Source organism: Streptomyces camponoticapitis, from assembly GCF_014646115.1.
GTDB classification, from domain to species: Bacteria; Actinomycetota; Actinomycetes; order Streptomycetales; family Streptomycetaceae; genus Streptomyces; species Streptomyces camponoticapitis.
Genome location: NZ_BMMV01000017.1, coordinates 98,086 through 118,727 on the forward strand (window position 1 = coordinate 98,086; position 20,642 = coordinate 118,727).

12 protein-coding genes, 1 tRNA gene and 1 pseudogene are annotated in these 20,642 nt (G+C 70.7%); 7 read left to right on the forward strand and 7 right to left on the reverse strand.

Annotation, left to right across the window (positions count from 1 at the left end):
• Positions 1-84: 84 nt before the first annotated feature.
• From IEY79_RS24230 to IEY79_RS24240, 3 genes are read right to left on the reverse strand one after another with little or no spacing between them, the layout of a single operon-like run.
• Positions 85-2,184 (reverse strand): acetate--CoA ligase family protein, encoded by a 2,100-nt coding sequence (locus tag IEY79_RS24230; protein ID WP_373292616.1) that lies wholly within the window; start codon positions 2,182-2,184, stop codon positions 85-87.
• Positions 2,185-2,231: 47 nt separating this feature from the next.
• Positions 2,232-3,506 carry a formyl-CoA transferase gene (frc, locus tag IEY79_RS24235; protein WP_189109768.1) on the reverse strand — a complete coding sequence of 425 codons (1,275 nt, stop codon included), beginning with the start codon at positions 3,504-3,506 and terminating at the stop codon, positions 2,232-2,234.
• An 11-nt stretch (positions 3,507-3,517) separates the two neighbouring features.
• Positions 3,518-5,200, reverse strand: coding sequence for a thiamine pyrophosphate-binding protein (locus IEY79_RS24240; RefSeq protein WP_189109695.1), 1,683 nt, complete (start codon positions 5,198-5,200; stop codon positions 3,518-3,520).
• 180 nt (positions 5,201-5,380) lie between these two features.
• Between IEY79_RS24240 and sucC the strand changes: the two genes are divergently transcribed.
• The 7 genes and pseudogenes from sucC (at position 5,381) to IEY79_RS24275 (ending at position 11,824) form a co-directional block, all read left to right on the forward strand.
• Positions 5,381-6,520, forward strand: coding sequence for an ADP-forming succinate--CoA ligase subunit beta (gene sucC, locus IEY79_RS24245; protein WP_189109696.1), 1,140 nt, complete (start codon positions 5,381-5,383; stop codon positions 6,518-6,520).
• 44 nt (positions 6,521-6,564) lie between these two features.
• Complete coding sequence (gene sucD, locus IEY79_RS24250; RefSeq protein ID WP_189109697.1) at positions 6,565-7,452, forward strand: succinate--CoA ligase subunit alpha; 888 nt, start codon at positions 6,565-6,567, stop codon at positions 7,450-7,452.
• Positions 7,453-7,782: 330 nt separating this feature from the next.
• Positions 7,783-9,324: an aldehyde dehydrogenase family protein gene (locus IEY79_RS24255; RefSeq protein ID WP_189109698.1), complete on the forward strand. Its 1,542-nt coding sequence runs from the start codon at positions 7,783-7,785 to the stop codon at positions 9,322-9,324.
• 147 nt (positions 9,325-9,471) lie between these two features.
• Positions 9,472-9,916 (forward strand): annotated as a pseudogene (locus IEY79_RS24260) (helix-turn-helix transcriptional regulator).
• Positions 9,917-9,926: 10 nt separating this feature from the next.
• A complete protein-coding gene (locus IEY79_RS24265) occupies positions 9,927-10,340 on the forward strand; it encodes a VOC family protein (RefSeq protein ID WP_189109700.1) in 414 nt (137 codons plus the stop codon).
• Positions 10,341-10,578: 238 nt separating this feature from the next.
• Positions 10,579-10,666, forward strand: a tRNA-Leu gene (locus tag IEY79_RS24270).
• 207 nt (positions 10,667-10,873) lie between these two features.
• A complete protein-coding gene (locus IEY79_RS24275; protein ID WP_189109770.1) occupies positions 10,874-11,824 on the forward strand; it encodes a lysylphosphatidylglycerol synthase transmembrane domain-containing protein in 951 nt (316 codons plus the stop codon).
• Here the strand turns inward: IEY79_RS24275 and IEY79_RS24280 are convergent.
• From IEY79_RS24280 to IEY79_RS24295, 4 genes are all read right to left on the reverse strand, one after another.
• Positions 11,754-13,046: a glycosyltransferase 87 family protein gene (locus IEY79_RS24280; protein WP_308426687.1), complete on the reverse strand. Its 1,293-nt coding sequence runs from the start codon at positions 13,044-13,046 to the stop codon at positions 11,754-11,756. The two genes, IEY79_RS24275 and IEY79_RS24280, sit on opposite strands and share 71 nt — an antisense overlap.
• The gene (gene mptB / locus IEY79_RS24285) at positions 13,043-14,476 is read right to left on the reverse strand and encodes a polyprenol phosphomannose-dependent alpha 1,6 mannosyltransferase MptB (RefSeq protein ID WP_189109701.1); all 1,434 of its coding nucleotides are present in this window, start codon (positions 14,474-14,476) and stop codon (positions 13,043-13,045) included. Before mptB ends, IEY79_RS24280 begins: the two co-directional genes overlap by 4 nt.
• 139 nt (positions 14,477-14,615) lie before the next feature.
• Positions 14,616-18,077 (reverse strand): CARDB domain-containing protein, encoded by a 3,462-nt coding sequence (locus IEY79_RS24290; protein ID WP_189109702.1) that lies wholly within the window; start codon positions 18,075-18,077, stop codon positions 14,616-14,618.
• A gap of 228 nt (positions 18,078-18,305) precedes the next feature.
• Positions 18,306-20,537 carry a DEAD/DEAH box helicase gene (locus IEY79_RS24295; RefSeq protein ID WP_189109772.1) on the reverse strand — a complete coding sequence of 744 codons (2,232 nt, stop codon included), beginning with the start codon at positions 20,535-20,537 and terminating at the stop codon, positions 18,306-18,308.
• Positions 20,538-20,642: the final 105 nt, after the last annotated feature.

Genomic DNA, 20,642 nt, shown 5'->3' on the forward strand with positions numbered 1-20,642 from the left:
GGGTCGCACCGTCAGCTCATCCGGCGCCTCCCCACAGCTCCGCGGCTCGCGCCTGCCGACCGGTGTACGGCCGCTGCCCGTTGCTCACAGCAGCCCCGCCGCGCGTGCCCAGCGGTACTTCGCGCCGAGTACCTCGACGGGCTTCTCGGTGGTGTACGGGTACGCCACGACGCCCCGTTCGTAGAGGTACTGGCACGCGGCCTCCACCTCGACGTCGCCCGCGAGCGAAGCCACCACCGGCTTCTCGATGCCGCGTTCCCTGAACTCGGCCACCACCCGCGCCGTCAGCTCGGCGAAGACCATCGGCGGGGTGACGATCGTGTGCCAGTAGCCCAGGACGAGGGAGTGGATCCGGGGATCCTCCAACCCGAGCCGGATCGTGGCCTCGTACGTGGACGGCGGCTCGCCGCCCGTGATGTCCACCGGGTTGCCCGCCGCCCCGAAGGGGGGGATGAAGGCGCGGAACGCCTCGTCCAGGTCCGGCGGGATCTCCATCAGCGACAGGCCGTTGTCGACGATCGCGTCCGACAGCAGCACACCCGATCCGCCGGCGCCCGTGATGATCACCACGTTGTCGCCCTTGGGGGTGGGGAGTACGGGCAGCCCGCGCGCGAACTCCAGCATCTCGCTCAGCCCCGGAGCCCTGATGACGCCGGACTGCCGCAGGATGTCCTCGTACACCGCGTCGTCGCCCGCGAGGGCCCCGGTGTGCGAGCCCGCCGCCTTGGCACCGGCCGCGGTACGCCCGGCCTTGAGGACCACCACGGGCTTCTTCGGTACGGTCGCGCGCGCCGCCTCGACGAAGGCGCGGCCGTCCTTGAGGTCCTCCAGGTGCATCGCGATGCAGTCGGTGTTGTCGTCCTCACCGAACCAGGTCAGCAGGTCGTCCTCGTCGAGGTCCGACTTGTTGCCGAGTCCGACGATGGCCGACACACCGGTCCTGGTGGTCCTCGCGAAGCCGAGGATCGCCATCCCGATGCCGCCGGACTGCGAGGTCAGTGCCACGCCGCCCTTGACGTCGTACGGGGTGCAGAACGTGGCGCAGAGGTCCTGCCAGGTGGAGTAGTAGCCGTAGATGTTCGGCCCGAGCAGCCGGATCCCGCTATCCTCGGCGATCGTCACGATCTGCTGCTGGAGTTCGTGCTCACCGGTCTCGGCGAAACCGGACGGGATCAGGACCGCGTTGGGGATGTTCTTGCGGCCGACCTCGGTGAGCGCGGTGGCGACGAACTTCGCGGGGATCGCGAATATCGCCACGTCAGGCTCACCGGGAACATCCATCACGCTCTTGTACGCCTTACGGCCGAGTATGTCATCGGCTTTGGGATTGACCGGGTAGATCTCGCCCGCGAAACCTCCGTCGATGAGGTTCCGCATGACCGAATTGCCGATCTTGCCCTCCTCGTTGGAGGCACCGATGACCGCCACCGAACGCGGCTCCATGAGCCGGCGCATGGAGGTGAGGATCTCCTCGCGCGAGTAGGTGCGGCGGGGGGCCGGCACCTCATCGGTGAGCAGGATCCGTACGTCGGCCGCCATGACCCCGCTCGCCGAGGCGAAGACCGGGTTGAGGTCCACCTCCGCGATGTTGGGGAAGTCGGCGGCCAACTGCGAGACCCGCACCACGAGATCGGCCAGCGCGTCGCGGTCGACCGCGGCCCCGCCCCGTACCCCGCGCAGGATCTCCGCGGCCCGGATGCCGTCCAGCATGGACAGCGCGTCGTCCTTGGTGGCGGGCGCGAGCCGGAAGGTGACGTCCTTCAGCACCTCCACCAGGACACCGCCGAGGCCGAAGGCCACGACCTTGCCGAAGGTGGGGTCGGTGACCGTCCCGATCAGGATCTCGGTGCCCGCGGGCACCATCTGCTGCACCTGCACACCGAGGATCTGCGCGTTCGGGTCGTACGCCCGCGCGTTGGACACGATCGTGGTGAAGGCCGCCCGTACCTCCGCCGCCGAGCCGACGCCGATCTGCACGCCGCCCGCGTCCGTCTTGTGCAGGATCTCCGGCGACACGATCTTCATCGCCACCGGGAACCCGATCCGGGCGGCCACGGCCACGGCGTCGTCGGCCGACTCCGCGAGCGCCTCGCCCGGTGTCGGGATGCCGTACGCGTCCGTGATCGCCTTGCCCTCGGGCGCGGTCAGTGACGTACGCCCCTGCGCCAGCGCGGCCTTGATGATCGCGTCGACGTTGTTCTTGTCGGGCTTGAACGCAATGCTGTCCGCCACTAGATGACTCCGTTCGTCTTCAACAGGCGCAGTTCCTCGTCGCCGAGACCGAGCTCGCCGACGTACACCTCCGCGTTGTGCTCACCGAGCAGCGGGGATGCGGTGATGTGGACGGGGGAGTCGGAGAGCTTCAGCGGGCTCCCGACCGTGGTGAAGCTCCCGCGCTGCGGGTGCTCGACCTCGACGACCATCTCGTTGGCCGCGAGCGAGGGGTCCTCGATGATCTCCTTGGTGGAGAGGATCGGACCGCACGGGATGTTGTGCGCGTTGAGCTTCTCCAGCACCTCCCACTTGGGAAGGGTCGAGGTCCACTCCTCGATGAGCTGGAACATCTTGCCCAGCTTGGTGAGGCGGGCCTCGGGAGTCGCCCAGTCCGGGTCGTCGGCCAGTTCGGGCCGGCCGATCAGCTCGCTGACGGGCTTCCAGCCGACCGGCTGCACGATCACGTACACGTAGTCGTTGGGGCCGCCCGGCGCGCACTTGACCGCCCAGCCGGGCTGTCCGCCGCCGCTGGCGTTGCCCGAGCGCGGGACCGCGTCGCCGAAGTCCTCGTTCGGGTACTCGGCGAGCGGGCCGTGCGACAGACGCTGCTGGTCGCGGAGCTTGACCCGGCAGAGGTTGAGCACGGCGTGCTGCATCGCGACGTTCACACGCTGCCCGCGCCCGGTGGCGGTCCGCTGGTAGAGCGCGGCCAGGATGGCGGCCACCGCGTGCATACCGGTGCCGGAGTCGCCGATCTGCGAGCCGGTCGCCAGCGGCGGGCCGTCCTCGAAGCCGGTGGTCGACATCGAGCCGCCCATCGCCTGGGCGACGACCTCGTACGCCTTGAAGTTGGTGTACGGGCCCTCGCCGAAGCCCTTGATCGAGGCGTACACGATCTTGGGGTTGATCTCCTGGATCTTGTCCCAGGTGAATCCCATCCGGTCGACCGCGCCGGGGCCGAAGTTCTCGACCATCACGTCGGAGCGGCGGATGAGTTCGGTCAGGATCTCCTTGCCGCGCTCGGTCTTGGTGTTGAGCGTGACACTGCGCTTGTTGCAGTTGAGCATCGTGAAGTACAGCGAGTCGACATCGGGGATGTCGCGCAGCTGCTTGCGGGTGATGTCGCCCGTCGGCGCCTCGACCTTCACCACGTCCGCGCCGAGCCAGGCGAGGATCTGGGTGGCCGAGGGACCGGACTGCACATGCGTCATGTCGAGGACACGGATGCCGCTCAGGGCCTGGGTGCTCGGTGTGTCGGGGGAGTTCTCCGGGGCTTCGAGAGCCTGGGTCATCATGGCCTCCCTTACTTGTACATGGTCTGGTTCATGGTTCCGGGGGCGTACGCGTCGGGGTCGACCCAGACGTTGATCAGCGACGGCAGTCCGGACTCGCGGGCCCGCTGGAGCGCGGGTGCGATGTCGGCCGGGTCCCTGACCTCTTCGCCGTAACCGCCCAGCATCTGGGCGAACTTGTCGTAGTGGACGTCGCCGAGGGTGTTGCCGACCCGCTCGCGCTCGTCGCCGTACTTGGCCTTCTGGCCGTAACGGATCTGGTTCATCGACGAGTTGTTGCCGACGATGCCCACGAACGGCAGGTTGTAGCGGACGAGCGTCTCGAAGTCCCAGCCCGTCAGCGAGAAGGCCCCGTCGCCGAAGAGCGCCACGACCTCCTTGTCCGGCCGTGCCTTCTTCGCCGCGAGGACGAAGGGGACGCCGACACCGAGCGTGCCGAGCGGGCCCGGGTCCATCCAGTGGCCCGGCGACTTGGGCTGCACGACCTGGCCGGAGAAGGTGACGATGTCGCCGCCGTCGCCGATGTAGATCGAGTCCTCGGTGAGGAATTCGTTGATCTCGCTGACCAGCCGGTAGGGGTGGATCGGCGAGCTGTCCTTCTTGAGCGACGGCAGCCGCTTCTCGATCGCCGTCTGCTCGGCGGCCCGCAGCTCCTCCAGCCATGCCTTGCGCTTGACCGAGCCGCCGTTGATCCGGCCGCTCGCCGCCTCGGTGACCGACTTCAGCACCAGGCCGGCGTCACCGACGATGCCGAGGTCGATGTCGCGGTTCTTGCCGACCGTCCGGTAGTCGAGGTCGATCTGGACGACCGTCGCGTCGGGCGAGAGCCGCTTGCCGTAACCCATCCGGAAGTCGAAGGGGGTGCCGACGATGATGATGAGGTCGGCGTTGGTGAAGGCGTAGCGGCGGGAGAGCTGGAAGTGGTGCGGGTCGCCGGGGGGCAGGGTGCCTCGCCCCGCACCGTTCATGTAGGCCGGGACGTTCAGCGTCCGTACGAGCTCGATCGCGTCGTCCGTGGCCCGCGTGGTCCACACCTGGCTGCCGAGCAGGATCGCCGGCTTCTCGGCGTGCACCAGCAGATCGGCGAGCTTCTCGATGGCCGCGGGGTCACCGGCCGAACGGGTCGAGGCCCGGTACTGGCCGGCCTTGGGTACGCGTGCTTTGTCGGCCGGGACCTTCGCGTCGAGGACATCGCGCGGAATCTCCAGGAAGGACGGGCCGGGGGCGCCGTTGTAGCACTCCCGGAAGGCCATGGAGACCATGTCGGCCGCGCGGGCCGTGTCGGGGACGGTCGCCGCGAACTTGGTGATCGGCGTCATCATGTCCACGTGCGGCAGGTCCTGCAGCGAACCCATCTTGTGCTGGGTGAGCGCGCCCTGGCCGCCGATGAGCAGCATGGGTGACTCGGCACGGAACGCGTTGGCGACACCGGTGACGGCGTCGGTCGTGCCCGGTCCGGCGGTGACGACGGCGCAGCCGGGCTTGCCGGTGATGCGCGCGTAACCGTCGGCGGCGTGGGCGGCGACCTGCTCGTGACGTACGTCGACGACTTCGATGCCCTCGTCGACGCAGCCGTCGTAGATGTCGATGATGTGGCCGCCGCAGAGGGTGTAGATGACCTCGACACCTTCTGCCTTGAGTGCCTTGGCGACCAGATGACCACCGGAGATGAGTTCCTGGCTGTCGTCGGGCATGAGGTTGTCCTGTCCCTTCGTAGGGGAGCCGGGGGGCTCTTGGGGGTGCTCCCGAGTGCTCCCGCGATGGATTGCATACAGTCGACGAATACTGTATGAAGCTTGTTATCCCGCATTCGGTGGGTGGTGTCCAGGGGGCGTGCGGCACTTTCATTCCTTTCTGTTGCAGTGGGAGCCGGCATGGATCTGTACGAGCACCAAGCCAGAGACCTGTTCGCGGAGTACGGCATCGCCGTGCCGGAGGCCGAAACCGTCGAGTTCGCGAGGGAGGCCGCGCTCGCGGCCGAACGGCTCGGCGGCCGGGTCGTCGTCAAGGCACAGGTGAAGACCGGAGGCCGGGGCAAGGCCGGCGGGGTGAAGCTCGCGGCCGATCCGGCCGCCGCGGAGCTGACCGCTCGCCAGATCCTCGGGATGGACATCAAGGGCCACACCGTCGTCAAGGTGATGCTGGCCCAACCGGTGGACATCGAGACCGAGTTCTACGTCAGCTATGTGCTCGACCGTGCCGCGGGGACCTTCCTCGCGATCGCGTCCGCCGAGGGCGGCATGGAGATCGAGGAGGTGGCGGCGACCCGCCCCGAGGCGGTGGCCAGGATCCCCATCGACCCCGCCGAGGGCGTCACGGCGGCCAAGGCGGCCGAGATCGCGGCGGCGGCCGCGCTGCCGCCGGAGACCGCCTTCGTCCTCCAGTCGCTCTGGCAGGTCCTGATCAAGGAGGACGCCCTGCTCGTCGAGGTCAACCCCCTCGTCAGGACAACGGACGGCCGCATCCTCGCACTTGACGGCAAAGTGACCCTCGACGACAACGCCCAGTTCCGCCAGAGCCGTTGGGGCGACGACCAGCAGGACCCCGGCGCCGACCCGCTGGAGGCGGCGGCCGCCGCCAAGGGCCTCAACTACGTCAAGCTCGACGGCGAGGTCGGCATCATCGGCAACGGCGCGGGGCTCGTCATGTCGACCCTCGACGTCGTCGCCGGCTGCGGCGCCCGCCCCGCCAACTTCCTCGACATCGGCGGCGGTGCCTCGGCGCAGGTCATGGCCGACGGACTCTCCGTCATCCTGTCCGACCCCGACGTCAAGTCCGTGTTCGTCAACGTGTTCGGCGGGATCACGGCCTGCGACGCCGTCGCCGAAGGCATCGTCCAGGCCCTGGAATCCGTCCGGCTGACCAAACCGCTCGTCGTGCGCCTCGACGGCAACAGCGCCGCACGGGGCCGCGCCATCCTCGACGACCGTGCGCACCCCCTCGTGGAGCAGGCCACGACGATGGACGGCGCCGCGCGCCAGGCCGCCGTACTCGCGAACGCCGGACAAGCCTGACAGCAGCAGGCATTGCGGACAACGGAGAAGAGGGAACAGAGACCATGGCGATTTTCCTGACCAAGGAGAGCAAGGTCCTCGTCCAGGGCATGACCGGTGCCGAGGGCATGAAGCACACCCGCAGGATGCTGGAGGCCGGGACCGACGTCGTCGGCGGCGTCAACCCGCGCAAGGCCGGCCAGGGTGTCGACTTCGACGGCCGGGCGGTCCCCGTCTTCGGCTCCGTCGCGGACGGCATCGCGGCGACCGGCGCGGACGTCACCGTCGTCTTCGTACCGCCGCCGTTCGCCAAGGCGGCGGTCCTGGAGGCCGTCGACGCGGGCATCGGCCTCGCCGTCGTGATCACCGAGGGCATTCCCGTCCATGACGCGGTCGTCTTCCAGGCGTACGCTGGAAAAAGCGACACCCGGATCATCGGGCCCAACTGTCCCGGGCTCATCAGCCCCGGCCAGTCCAACGCCGGCATCATCCCGGCGGACATCGCGACCAAGCCCGGCAAGATCGGGCTGGTCTCCAAGTCGGGCACGCTGACCTACCAGTTGATGTACGAGCTGCGCGAGATCGGCTTCTCGTCGGCGGTCGGCATCGGGGGAGACCCCGTCGTCGGCACGACGCACATCGACTGCCTCGCCGCCTTCGAGGCCGACCCGGACACCGAACTCATCGTCCTCATCGGCGAGATCGGCGGCGACGCGGAAGAGCGTGCGGCGGCCTACATCGCCGACCACGTGACGAAGCCGGTGGTCGGCTACATCGCGGGCTTCACCGCGCCCGAGGGCAAGACGATGGGCCACGCCGGCGCGATCGTCTCGGGCTCGTCCGGCACGGCGGAGGCGAAGAAGAAGGCACTGGAGGCGGTCGGGGTGCGCGTCGGCTCGACGCCCTCCGAGACGGCCCGCCTGGTGCTGGACCGCATAGCGGTCACGGCCTGACGCGACGCCCGGCCGGGCGGACCCCACCGGCCGGCCGGGCGTCGTGCCCAACTCCCGGTCGGACACAGCGATTCCGCCCGGACGTCGGGCACGCCCGGAGTCCGGGCCGAGGCGGGGCCGGACAACCGGACACGGCGCCGCCTCACCGCCCACCGGGCGCTCCGACAACCGAACACCCTTCCCCGGGCACCCCCAACGCCGGGTGGGCCCGGACAACAGAACACCCGCCCCGCGCCTTCGCCGGACGACCCGTGCATCTCGTCCGGCGACCGCGCCCACGCCTTCCGCCAGCCATGCAACTCCCGCCCCCTTTCGAGCGGAGAACCCTCAATGGCACCCACCCTCATCCTCAAGCCGGGCACCGCGTGGTCCGACGCCTGGCAGCAGTGCCTCGCCATCGCGCCCGAGGCCTTCCGGGAGGACCACGTCCTCAACCTCTGGGACGCCTCCTGGCAGTCCGGCGGCCGTACCCTGCCCGCCTACAGCGCCGTCGACGGCAGCCCCATCGCCGGGCCGCCCCGGCTCGACGCCGAGGCAGCCCAGCAGGCCGTACGCGCCTCCCTCGACCAGCACCGCGCCTGGCGGCACGTCCCGCTGGCCGAGCGCCGCGCCCGCGTCGGCGCCACGCTCGACGCCCTGACCGAACACCGTGAGCTGCTCGCCCTCCTCCTCGTCTGGGAGATCGGCAAGCCCTGGCGGCTCGCCCAGGCCGACGTCGACCGCGCCATCGACGGCGTGCGGTGGTACGTGGAAGGCGTCGAACCCATGCTGGAGGGCCGCTCCCCGCTGCCGGGCCCGGTCTCCAACATCGCCAGCTGGAACTACCCGATGTCCGTGCTGGTCCACGCCATGCTCGTGCAGGCCCTGGCCGGCAACGCGGTGATCGCCAAGGCGCCCACCGACGGCGGCGTCGCCTGCCTCACCCTGGCCTCCGCACTCGCCGTCCGCGAGGGGCTGCCGTTCACCCTGGTCAGCGGCAGCGGCGGGGAACTCTCCGAGGCGCTGGTCCGCTCCCCGGAGATCGGCTGCGTCTCCTTCGTAGGAGGCCGCGACACCGGCGCGCGCATCGCCACCACCGTCGCCGACCTCGGCAAGCGCCACATCCTCGAACAGGAGGGACTCAACACCTGGGGCGTCTGGAACCACTCCGACTGGGACGCGCTCACCGCCGTGATCCCCAAGCTGTTCGACTACGGCAAGCAGCGGTGCACCGCGTACCCGCGCTTCGTCGTCCAGCGCTCGCTCTTCGCCGACTTCCTCGGGGCGTATCTGCCCGCCGTCCGCTCCATCCGGCTCGGCCATCCGCTGGCCGTCGAGCACCCCGACGACCCGCTGCCCGAACTGGACTTCGGCCCGCTCATCAACGCCGCCAAGGCCAAGGAGCTGGACGACCAGGTGGCCGAGGCCATCGACCGGGGCGCGGTCCCCATCCACCACGGATCGCTCGCGGACGGGCGTTTCCTGCCCGGTCAGGACACCTCCGCGTATCTCGCGCCGGTGACACTGCTCAATCCGCCGCCGTCCTCGCCGCTGCACCACGCGGAGCCCTTCGGCCCGGTCGACACCATCGTCCTGGTCGACACCGAGGCGGAACTCCTCGCCGCGATGAACGCCTCCAACGGGGCGCTCGCCGCGACGCTGGCGACCGACGACCCGGAGACGTACGCCAGGCTGTCCCCGCAGATCCGCGCGTTCAAGGTCGGCCACGGCCGGCCCCGTTCACGCGGCGACCGCGAAGAGCTCTTCGGCGGCTTCGGGCACTCCTGGCGGGGCGCCTTCGTCGGCGGCGAACTGCTCGTGAAGGCCGTCACCAACGGCCCCGACGGGGAGCGCCCACCGGGGAACTTCCCGGACTACCACCTGATGCCGTGACGGTGCGGTCACCCCTGATCCCACCCTCACCATGAGCCGGAATCGGCTGAGGTCGCTCGGAACCCCTCCTCAGCCGATTCCTCTCATCCGACGTGTGTTCTCGCAGGTCAGGCACGCTTTCCAGGGCCCGGTGGTAGCGTGGCGCCCATGGACCCGAAGGATCTCGCCAACCTCGCGCACCTGCGCCGGGCGCGCGATCTGATCGACCGCGAGTACGCGCGTCCGCTCGACGTGCCCACGATGGCCCGGCACGCGCTCATGTCGCCCGCGCACTTCTCGCGGCGGTTCCGGGCCGCCTACGGCGAGACGCCGTACAGCTATCTCATGACCCGCCGTATCGAGCGCGCGATGGCGCTACTGCGCGCGGGCACGAGCGTGACCGACGCGTGCATGGCCGTGGGCTGTACGTCCCTCGGCTCGTTCAGCTCCCGGTTCACCGAGATCCTGGGGGAGACGCCGAGCGCGTACGCCGCCCGCGAGCACGGAGCCGTCACGGCGATGCCCTCCTGTCTGGCGAAGGTGCTCACCCGGCCCACGAGATAGAGGGACACCGAGCAGGATTCGAGAAGCGGGCCCCGAAGCCGCCGCCTAGCGTTGACGGCATGACCATCGCACTGCAGTACTCCCAGATCACCGTCAACGACCCCGACGAGGCGCTCACCTTCTACCGTGACGCGCTCGGCCTGGAGGTCCGCAACGACGTCGCCTCCGGCGGATTCCGCTGGGTCACCCTCGGCAGCCCGACCCAGCCCGGCCTTGAGCTCGTCCTCTCGCAGCCGCACGCCGGCCGCTCCCAGGCCGACGGCGACGCCCTCCAGGAACTCCTCACCAAGGGCGTCCTGACCCAGATCGTCTTCCGCACCGACGATGTCGACGCGACCTTCGAGAAGGTACGGGCGGCCGGCGCCGAAGTGCTCCAGGAGCCCATCGACCAGCCGTGGGGCCCCCGCGACTGCGCGTTCCGCGACCCCTCGGGCAACACGGTACGAATCTCCCAGGAGCCGAAGGCCGCGTAGGGCGGGTTTCGGAAGTGGCGTCGTGAGCCGGACGGGACCTCTGAACCACGCCCTGGGCACGCACCCTCTCGGCACCGTACGCTCCGCCGCGTCCCGCGGGAGCGTACGGTGCCGCCCGAACCGCCCCCGCACCGGGCCCCGTGCGCCCCGGACCATGGGATATGCGGGTGAAGAGCACCCCCGGGCCCTGGTATCGTTCACTACGTCGCCCGGCGGAAACGCCGAGGTTCGACCACTCGTCCGGGTGGCGGAATGGCAGACGCGCTAGCTTGAGGTGCTAGTGCCCTTTATCGGGCGTGGGGGTTCAAGTCCCCCCTCGGACACCAGCTGGGACCCCACCACGTGTGGGGTCTTCCGCGTTTTCGGGGCAGTGCGGCATCCCGTCTCCCCATGGCTTGAACCGGTGCATGGCCCGGGCCGTTCCACCGGGCGACGGGCGGGCGACACCGTACCGTCGCGCAGAGCGGGGATACCCAGGAGGAACCCTCCGCCCGCGCCTTGGCGCGTCATGGAAGGACGGCCGCGCCGTGTCGATGACCCTGCCCTCCGCACTGCGGCGCGTGCCGCTGCGGCAGCTGGTCTGTCTCGTTCCGCTCCTCCTCGTGGCCGCCTGGGTGGCCGGGAACTGGCCCGTGATCCTCTCGGGCGTCGAGGAACTGCGCGGCGCGGACCGGGACTGGCTGCTGGCCGCCGTCGTCGTGACCGGGGCGTGCTGGATACCGGTCTGCCTGCTGCGGCAGGGCACCGTCATGGAACGGCTGCCCGCCGGGCGCCTGCTGGCCTCCCAGATCGCGGCCGGGTCGGCCAACCATCTGCTGCCCGCCGGGCTCGGCGCGCACGTGGTGACGCTGCGGTTCCTCCAGCGCTGCGGGATCTCCACCGCGCGGTCCTGCGCCGCGCTCGCCCTCTACTCGCTGGCCCAGCCGGTCGGCCGGTACACCCTGCTGCTCACGCTCATGGCCGCCTTTCCGGGGGCCATCCCGACAGGCGGGCTGCCGCCGGCGGAGTACGGGATGCTCGCGCTGCTCCTGCTGGCCGGGGGGCTCGCGCTGGCGGCGCTGGTGCTCTGGTCGGTGCGGCCGCTGCGCGGCGTCGTCCAGGACTTTCTGCGTACCGCGCTGACCGACGCGCGCGCCCTGCACACCCGGCCCGCCCGGGTGATCGCCCTGTGGACCGGGGCGTTCGCCTTCCCCGCGCTCCAGGCCTGCGTGATGGTCACGGTGGCCCGCGCGCTCCAGATGCCCGTGCCCACCGTCGACATCATGATCGCCTACCTGGCCGCCGGAATCGTGGCCGGGATCGTGCCGACGCCGGGAGGCATCGGCTCCGTCGAGGCGGCGCTGTTCATCGCGCTCGTCGGCGCGGGCTCCCCGGTCTCCGTGGCGACCGCCGCGGTCCTCGGGTTCCGCATCGTCACGGTGTGGCTGCCGCTGCTTCCCGGGGCTCTGGTGCTGGCCGTTCTGGTCCGCCGGAAGGTCCTCTGAGCGCCGGGTGCGGTGGCCGGAGGGGGAGCGCCAGGAGCAGGGCGAGTTCCGTCCAGACGAACGCGTTGGCGCCGACGAAGCCGTCGATGCCGCTCGCGTCGTACCGCCAGAGCCATACGACATAGCTGCACAGGATCACGTACACCGAGACCGCCACGATCAACCGCCTCCGGCGGCGCGGCGGTTCGAGGGCCCGGTCGGCGAGGACCGCCAGCGCCGGGAGCAGCCACACCAGGTGGTGCACCCAGGTGACCGGGCTGATCAGGCACGCGGCGGCGCCGGTCAGCGCGATGCCGCCGCGCACGTCGCCCACCGCTCGGGCCTTGCCGATCCGGTACACCCAGGCCCCGACGACGGCGGCGACGCCGCACGCCCACCACAGCCGGTCCGGTTCGGCCGGTGCGGAGAGCCGGGCGAGGACGCCCTGCCAGGACTGGTTGGAGACGTAACTCAGGTCTCCGATACGGCTCGTGTCCCAGAGGGCCGATGTCCAGTACGCCTGCGAGGCACCGGGTGAGAGCCACACGGCGAGCAGGGTCGCGCCCACGGCGACGGCGGCGGCCGTGCCGGCGGCACGCCGGCGACGGGTGAGAACGAGATAGCCGATGAAGATCGCGGGGGTGAGTTTGACCGCCGCGGCGAGTCCGATGCCGATGCCGGCCCACCGGCTGCCGGTGGACAGCAGACGGGCGTCGGTGAGGACGAGAGCCAGCAGGAGGAGATTGACCTGGCCGAAGCTGATGCTGTCGTAGACCGGCTCCAGCAGTGCGAGCATGCACAGGATCAGGGTGTACGAGGTCCACCGGTCCAGGCCGTGACGGCGGATCACCGGTTCCGCGAGCCGGCGCAGGATCAGCGCCAGGGCGCCGAGGTTCGCCGCGATGCCGATGGTCAGCGCGGCCGGCCAGCTCAGCGGCGACAGCGGCAGCACGCACAGCGCGGCGAAGGGCGGGTAGGTGAATCCGTAACTCTGGCCGGGCACCCGGTAGTCGTAGAGCCCGCCGCCCCGCACCCCGCCCTCCGCGTCGGTCCAGTGGCGCACCGCGTCGTAGTAGACCCACAGATCGAACCAGTCCCGGTGGTAGGGGACGGTCGCGACGAAAGCCGTCACGCCCGCGCACAGCACACCGAGGAGCAGATGTCTCCGGCGCCGTGTCATGGGCCACCACCCCGCCGGCCACCGGCCCGTCACGCCCTGGCCCGTCACGCCCTGGCCCGTCATGCCGTCCTCCCCGGTTCCCGCGCGGTCAGCGTCACTTCGTCGCCCGACATCTCGCGCGCCCAGAAGAGCGCGACCACCGCGAACAGCCCGCCGCATGCGGCGAGCGCCAACTGGAGGCCGTCCGCGGCGAGTCCACTGGGCAGCTGGGCCAGCGCGAGCACCCCGCTGGCGACGGCCACCACCCGGCGCGCCGGTCCCGCCGGGGCCGCCGCCGCCAGCGGGAACAGGCCCCACAGCACGTACCAGGGGCGGATCGCCGGGCCCAGGACGGCGACCGCGATCAGGCTGAGGCCCAGCGCGTACACGGGGCTGTGCCGGGGGCGGCGCAGCCACACCAGCAGCACGGCGACGGCGGTCGCCGCCAGACCGGCCGCGCGCCAGGCGTCCAGGGCGAACGGTGCCAGATCGCTGCCCGCGCTGTGCAGCGCCGACGCGGTCATCCGGCCGAGGAGGGAGGTCAGGGCCCAATTGTGCTGGGACACCGGGGTGTTGAGGGCGCCGATCCAGCCGTAGCCGGTGCCGGTGACGGCGGTCACCACGGCGGTCGTCGCGAGGGAGACACCGGCGACCGCGCCCGCCGCCCTGAGCCATCGGTACCGGCCGGTGAGTCCGCCGGCCCAGAACGCGGCGACGGCCAGCAGACCAAGCGCGGCGGGCGCCTTGACCAGCGCGGCGAGAGTCATCAGGACCGCACCCAGTAGGGGGAAGCGGCCCTTGGCGGCCACCAGCGCCATGCCGAGCAGACCCAGCATCACGGCGTCGTTGTGCGCGCCTGCCACCAGATGCAGCAGGAGCAGCGGATTGAGCGCCCCGAGCCACAGCGCGGCACCCGGTGGGGTTCCGCTGCGGCGGGCGAGCGGCACCAGCGACACCACCATCAGCCCCACGCCGAGCAGCGCGACCAGCCGCATGCCGAGCACCCCGGCCGAGAGCTCCGCCCGTGTGGCGCGCGCGATCAGCGAGGCGAACGACAGGAACAGCGGCCCGTACGGGGTCGGCGTGTCCTGCCACATGGGCGAGACCTGCGCGGCGAGCGGACCGCCGAGCTGGTCGGGGCCATGGGCGTACACGTCGATCTGGGCGTCCACCATGGCGCCCTGCGCCAGATAGCTGTACACGTCGCGGCTGAACAGGGGCGGGGCGATCACCAGCGGTGCGGCCCACACCGCGAGCGTGACCACCATGCCGCGCGCACCGGGTGGCCGTGGTCCGCGCACGGCGCGGCCGAGCCACGCCCAGGCCGCGACGAGCAGCACGAGCCCGAAGTAGGCGCCGAAGAGTCCCACCGCCGCCGCTCCCGACGACGGTGCGAGGGCCTCACCGACCGGCAGTGCGCCGGCACTCGCGCCGCCGACGGCCACGGCCGTGGAACCGGTGAGCCCCAGTAGCCGGCATTTGCGTATATGCGATTCGTCGCCCGGGGTCTGCACCCAGGGAGCGTGCCCGTGGCCGGTGGCGGGAAGGGAACGTGCGGTGCGCCGGAGGGAGTCCGGAACGTGTCGGGCACGACAGGCGCGGACCGAGGGGTCCTCGATCCGCGCCTGCCGTGTTCTGGGCCTTACCGAGTGGTCACCGTCGGCCACCGCCCGTCAGTCTGCCCGGTGCGAGCGGCGGTGTCGGGCCGCCGGTGATCACGAAGCCCGATCCCGGCTGGGTGACGATGTCGCCGTCCGCCGAGTTCGTGATCGTGACGTCTCTCAGTGTCGCGCTGCCCCGGGCCCCGCTCATCGCCAGGATGCCCGCGCCGTTGTTGGATTTGTCGATCTTGACGTTGCTGATCACGACGCCCGGCATGGTGCCGCCGCCCGTCTTGAACTGGATGCCGTCGTACGTGGAGTCGTAGATGTCGGTGTCCCTGATCGTGACGCCGGGTATGTCCCGGCTCGCCGCGAAGAGGGTGATGGCACCGAACTCCTGGTCCTCGTTCCAGAAGGCACCGCCCGTGCGGTGGAGCGCGTTGTTGGCGATCAGGGTCTGCCCCGAGAAGGGCAGCGGATCGTGGTCGGTCGCCAGCATGATGCCCGGGTAGTTCGCCGTGTCGGAGACGATGTTGTTCTCGATCTTGTTACCGTAGCCGCCGTAGACCGCGATGCCGGTCGCGCGCCAGGGCAGCTGGATGGTGTTGTTGGTGAACGAGTTGTCGTGCGCGACGTCGACGGACGTGTCCTTGACGTACCGGTTGGCCCAGACCGCCAGGGAGTCGTCACCGGTGGTGCGGAACGAGGAGTTGAAGACCTTGGAGTTCCGCGTCCCGTTGGTGAAGTTGATGCCGTCGGCGTAGGTGTTGCGGATGCGCATCCCGGTGAACTCGAGCCCGTCGCCGGGGCCCCAGAGGGACGGGATGTTGTCGTAGTCCCGGCCGACCCAGGCGCCCACGTTGGCGTGCTCGATCCACACGTTCGAGATCTTGGTGTTCTTGCCGAACCGGCCGTTCAGACCGACTCCGCCCTCGGCGTTGCCGTCGCCGCCGCGGATCCGGCCGGAGCCGAAGATCGCGATGTCGGAGATCTGGGTGTTGTCGTCGATGTCGAAGCCGAAGTTGCCCTCGTGCGGGTGGTTGATCCCGCCCGCGTTCTGCGGCTCGGTCAGGGTGTAGAGCTGTGAGTGCCACATACCCGCGCCGCGGATGGTGACGTTCTTGATGCCGATCTGGTTGAACTGCCCCTGGTTCAGCGGGTCGTCGGTCAGGATCTTCTTCTCCTGACGCCACTGGCCCGCCGGGATCCAGACACAGGCGATGGTGCCGTTCTGGTCGGCGGTGACGGCCGACTGGATGGCGGTCGTGTCGTCGATCCCGTCACCCGGCACCGCGCCGTACTCGGTGATGGAGGTGCACTCGGCGGGCTTGGCCGCCGGGGGCGCGACCTGCTCCAGGTCGATCAGGTCGATGTAGTAGAAGGACGCGCTGTCACCGGCGTCGCGCTGGAGCTTGAACTTGGTGCCCGCCGGATAGGTCGTGGACAGCAGCGAGTTGGCCTCGTCGAAGAGCCGCCGGGCGTCCGCCTGGGGCGTGTTCGTCAGGGCCTCGGGGCCGTCCGTGTTGCCGTACAGCCAGCTGTGCTTCGAGGAGAGAGTCAGCTTCTTCACGAAGGTGTCGTTGGCGTACAGGCTGATCGTGGCCTCGGTGCCGCCGCCGTTCGGGGCGTCGGGGATCGAGTTGCGCACCACGATCGAGTTGGCCGGGTTGGCGGAGGTGAACTCCACGAACTGGCCCTGGCTGCTGAGCCGTACCGACTTGCGGCCCGAGGACTCGGAGCCGAAGTTGGTGTGCCCGAAGGTGCGTACGGCGTCGGCCTCCACCAGGGTGCCGGAGTACCGGCCCGCCTCGGCCTCGTACTCCACGTACGGGACGGCCGCGCCGCGCCCGACCACGATGGAGCGGGAGAACGAGTTGTTGGTCTCGTTGGTCTCCGTCACGGCGTTGGTCGCGTCGGCGGTGGCCACGATGTTGGCGCCGCCGCTGGTGGCGGTCCAGCTGCCGCTGATGCTCACGTTGGTCGTCGCGCCGGCCGCGATCGACGGGGTGTTGGTGTTCAGCGTCGTGCCGCCCACCGCCACCCGGGTGACCGTGGTGGCGCCGCTCGCGGTCGTCCCGCGGTTCTGCACCGCCACGCTGAACTGGACGGAGGCGCCGACGGCCGGGTTCTGCGGCGTCGAACTGACGCTCAGCACCTGGAGGTCGGGCCCGGGGGCCTGTCCGACGACCAGTGATCCGGCCGCGGTGAAGCTGTTGTTGTCGTTGTCCTGCTCGACGATCGTGTCGGTCGGGTCCACCACCGCGGTCACCTTGTAGGTGCCTTCGGCGCGCTTGCCCGCGGCGACCTGGACGGTCGCCGAGGCACCCGCGGCGAGGCCGCCCACGGAGGCGCTGCCCGCGACCACTCCGCCGATGCTGACGTTCACGGTCGTCGGGCCGGACGCGGCCGTGCCGGCGTTGCGCACCGTCGCGCTCACGGTGGTGGTGTCGGTCTCCACCGGGGCGGTGGGGGACCAGGAGAGTCCGGTGACGGTGAGGTCCGGGTTGGGCGCGGGCGTCCCGATGACCTGGAGTTCGGCGACCTGGCCGCCCTGCGCGCCGGTGTTGGAGAAGATCTGGAGCTGTACGTCGGCGACGCGCCCGGTGACCGGGATACGGACCGTGTTCTGGTTCGTCGCCGGGTTGAAGCCGTAGTCGGCGCGTGCCTTCAGTGAGGTGAACCCGGTGGCGCCCTGGGCGCGGCCGAGTACCTGGATGTTCTGGGTCCGGGGGCCCCACGCCGAGTCGGGGTTGAGCTTGACCACGACGGAGGTGATGTCGGCCTCGGCCCCGAGCTTGACCGTCAGGTTCGACGGGTGGCCCGCGGACTCCCAGTAGGTGTTGACGTTGTTGTCGTTGGCGTTGGCCGCGACGAACGTGTGGATCGTCGACGACGCCTCGATCGCCTTGCCGCGCGCCAGGTCGGTGCCGTCGTCACCCGGGTCCGGGTCGGGGTCCTCGCCCGCGGGGCCGTAGATCCCGAACTCGGATATCTGCGCCGCCGGCCAGCCCGTGTTGCCGGTGATGTTCAGCCGTACGTAACGGACGCCGGTGGAGGGGAAGTCGATGGTGACGGTGTTCCCCGACGCGGGGGTGAACAGCCGTCCCTGCGAGGCCGAGAGGGTGCTGTAGGTGTTCCCGTCGGTGCTGCCCTGGACGCTGAGGGCCTGGGTGCGGGCCTCCCAGGTGGCCGGGAGCCTGAGCACCACCTGGTCGACGGCGACGTTCGTGCCGAGGTCGACCCGGAGCGTCTGCGGGAACGCGTTGTTCGGTCCCTCCCAGTACGACGCCTGATTGCCGTCGGTGACGTTGGACGCCGGGTGGTTCCCCTCGGATCCGCTCGCGGACACGCTCTTGCCGGCCGCCTGGTTGGGGCGCTCGGCCGCCGTGGCCGAGAGGGGGGTGAGCCCGACGACGGTCAGGGCTGCCATCAGGATGCCGGTGATCAGCCGCCGGCGGAGCTGTCCGCGTCTGAGCCGCGCGGGCTGTGGGGGTCTGAGCTGCTTCCGTCTCATATGGTCCTCTGTTCGGTTGGAACGAGGGGGCAGGCCGTGCGCTGCCATGAAGTTGCGAGAAGAGCCTTAAGAAATTGAGCCACTTGCTTACTTTTTTGCGATTCACAGGTTGCAATCATGTCAACGGCTTGTCAACGGTTTTCGCACGCCTATCACGGGAGTTGTGCGCGGCACGCCGGACGCCCCCGCCGGTCATGGCAGGGGCGCCGAACCGCTGTTGACGGCGCGTCAGAGAGCCGGAGCCGCGGGTCCCGGCAGGAGCGCCATGCGCTCCTGCTCCTCCGCGACGATCTGCCGGGCCAGCGACTGCTCCGAGATGTCGACCGCGTCCGGCGTCGACTCGGCGACGTCGCTGTGGCGGGCGTACGCGTCGAAGAGCCGCTTCTTCGTACCCAGCAGGCGCAGAACCCGCTGGTCGACACTGTCGGCGGTCAGCAGCCGGTGGACCTGGACATGGCGTATCTGCCCCATCCGGTGCGCGCGGGCGATGGCCTGGGTCTCCAGTGTGGGTTTGACCTGCGGCTCGCACAGGATGACCACCGACGCGGCCTGGAGATTGAGGCCGGTGCCGCCCGACTGGATCTGGCTGAGCAGGACCGCGTGCCCGGACGCCTCGGCGAAGCCGTCCACCAACTCCTGCCGCCGGGCGGCGGGCACCCGGCCGGTGAGCGGACCGAAGAGCGTACGCGGATCGGCACCGGCCCCGGAGGCCGGGCCGAGCGCCTCCTCGGCGGCCCTCAGCACATCGTGGAAGAAGGAGAAGACAACGACCTTCAGCCCGTTCGACGCGGCGTCGCCGACGAGTTCGCGCAGCCGCCGGAGCTTGGCGGACGTCGCGGGATCCGCGTACGCGGCCCGGCGCATGGCCATGAAGTTCCCGGCCGCGACCGCCTGCCGGTAGGCGGCGCGCGCGGCGGGGCTGAACTCCTCCCACTCGTCGACCTGTTGCAGCTCCGGCAGCTCGGTGAGGACGTCCTGCTGGTTGCGGCGCAGATACGTGGGCGCGACGGCCCTGCGGAAGGCTTCCGAGCCGATGGCCGCCTCGCCGAGGCGGACGGCGGGGACGAGCTCGGGCCGCAGATGGCGCACCAGGCTGCGGAACTCGTCCACCCGGTTCTCCATGGGCGTCCCGGTCAGGAACAGGACCCGGTCGGTGCGCTCCGCCCAGCTCCGTACGGTCCGGGAGCGCCGGGTCTCCGGATTCTTCACATAGTGCGCCTCGTCCACGACGAGCATGCCGACGCTCACGTCGTCCGGCACGGCGAGCGAGCCGAGCAGGTCGTACGTGGTCACCGCGACGTCCCCGTGCCGCGTCCACTGCCCCAGGGCCACGGTCCGGTCCTGGCCGTGCACCCGGTACGCGCGCAGGGTGCTGCGGGACTCGATCTCCCGGATCCAGTTGATGACGACGCTGGCCGGGCAGACCACCAGGAAGTGGGTATGCCCCTCGGACTTGAGGTGCGCGAGGGCGGCGATGGCCTGGATGGTCTTGCCCAGACCCATCTCGTCACCCAGGATCACCCGGCGCTGCGCCAGCGCGAACCGGGCGCCGAACGCCTGGTAGCCGCGCAGCGACACCCGCCGATGGGTGTCGTCCAGCCGCTGCGTACGGACACGTTCGGAGATGTCACCGGGCAGGAAGCCCTCGGCCGCGTCCACGTCCGGGGCGGCTTCGGAGAGTTCTTCGAGGAGGACGAGATAGTCGGCGGGGCGGACCTGGAAGTCGAGCCACGCCTCGTCCGCGGGGACGGCGGGCCGCAGCAGATCCGTGGCCGCCTGGGCGAGCAGCAGCGGGAGTTCGCGATCGGCGGCGTCGAGGAAGGCCTCGACCGTCCCGACCGCCCGCTGCGCCTCCTGCCGGCGCCGCTTCCCGGTGAGCAGCATGCGCAGCCGGTCCCCGGCCGGGCGCGCCGGAGGCAGCAGCGGGGCGAGGTCCGCCTCGGTCCGGGCCGCCGCAGCGAGGGCGCGGGGCATGTCGGGGCCCGCGTTCACCATCCGGTTCAACGCGAGGACCAGGGCGGTGGCGTGGGGATCGCCGATGTCGTCGGCGTCGAGGCGGACGGCGACATGCTCCTCCATCGCCTCCGCGAGCCGCCGCGCGGCGGCGATGGCGTGACCGGCGCTCTGTGTGCCGATGCCGGGGATGCGGCGGAGCTCGTACGCCGTCGCGTCGAGCACCTTCCTGACGTTCGTGTATCCGGCCTGTTCGAGCGTGCCCAGCCGGAGCCGGCCCTCGGTGACGTCGGCGAGCCGCGAGAGGGGGATGCCCTCCAACTCCCGGCGGACCAGCGCGTCGCGCAGCGGGGTGATGGCTCCGAGGACACCGCCCCGGACCTCCGCGTGATCGGCGGTGACGCGGCGCGCGGTGGCGAGAAGCCGGTCGGCCCGGTCGAGCACGGCGCGCGCGGCGCCGCCCACCGGCACCGCCCTCCGCTGCTCAGGCCCCGCTCCGTCGCCCATGACGCCCCTCGTGGTCCACCACATCCGGTCGAGCGACATGATTCCACGGGGGTACGACATCGCCGGGCGGCCGTTTCGGCGCGCCCGGCGATATCGGGTCGGTCG

Coding starts and splice junctions, on each gene's coding strand:
- frc (WP_189109768.1), bottom strand. CDS start 3,506: ATGACCCAGGCTCTCGAAGCCCCGGAGAACTCCCCCGACACACCGAGC.
- IEY79_RS24240 (WP_189109695.1), bottom strand. CDS start 5,200: ATGCCCGACGACAGCCAGGAACTCATCTCCGGTGGTCATCTGGTCGCC.
- sucC (WP_189109696.1), top strand. CDS start 5,381: ATGGATCTGTACGAGCACCAAGCCAGAGACCTGTTCGCGGAGTACGGC.
- sucD (WP_189109697.1), top strand. CDS start 6,565: ATGGCGATTTTCCTGACCAAGGAGAGCAAGGTCCTCGTCCAGGGCATG.
- IEY79_RS24255 (WP_189109698.1), top strand. CDS start 7,783: ATGGCACCCACCCTCATCCTCAAGCCGGGCACCGCGTGGTCCGACGCC.
- IEY79_RS24265 (WP_189109700.1), top strand. CDS start 9,927: ATGACCATCGCACTGCAGTACTCCCAGATCACCGTCAACGACCCCGAC.
- IEY79_RS24275 (WP_189109770.1), top strand. CDS start 10,874: ATGACCCTGCCCTCCGCACTGCGGCGCGTGCCGCTGCGGCAGCTGGTC.
- IEY79_RS24280 (WP_308426687.1), bottom strand. CDS start 13,046: ATGACGGGCCAGGGCGTGACGGGCCAGGGCGTGACGGGCCGGTGGCCG.
- IEY79_RS24290 (WP_189109702.1), bottom strand. CDS start 18,077: ATGAGACGGAAGCAGCTCAGACCCCCACAGCCCGCGCGGCTCAGACGC.
- IEY79_RS24295 (WP_189109772.1), bottom strand. CDS start 20,537: ATGGGCGACGGAGCGGGGCCTGAGCAGCGGAGGGCGGTGCCGGTGGGC.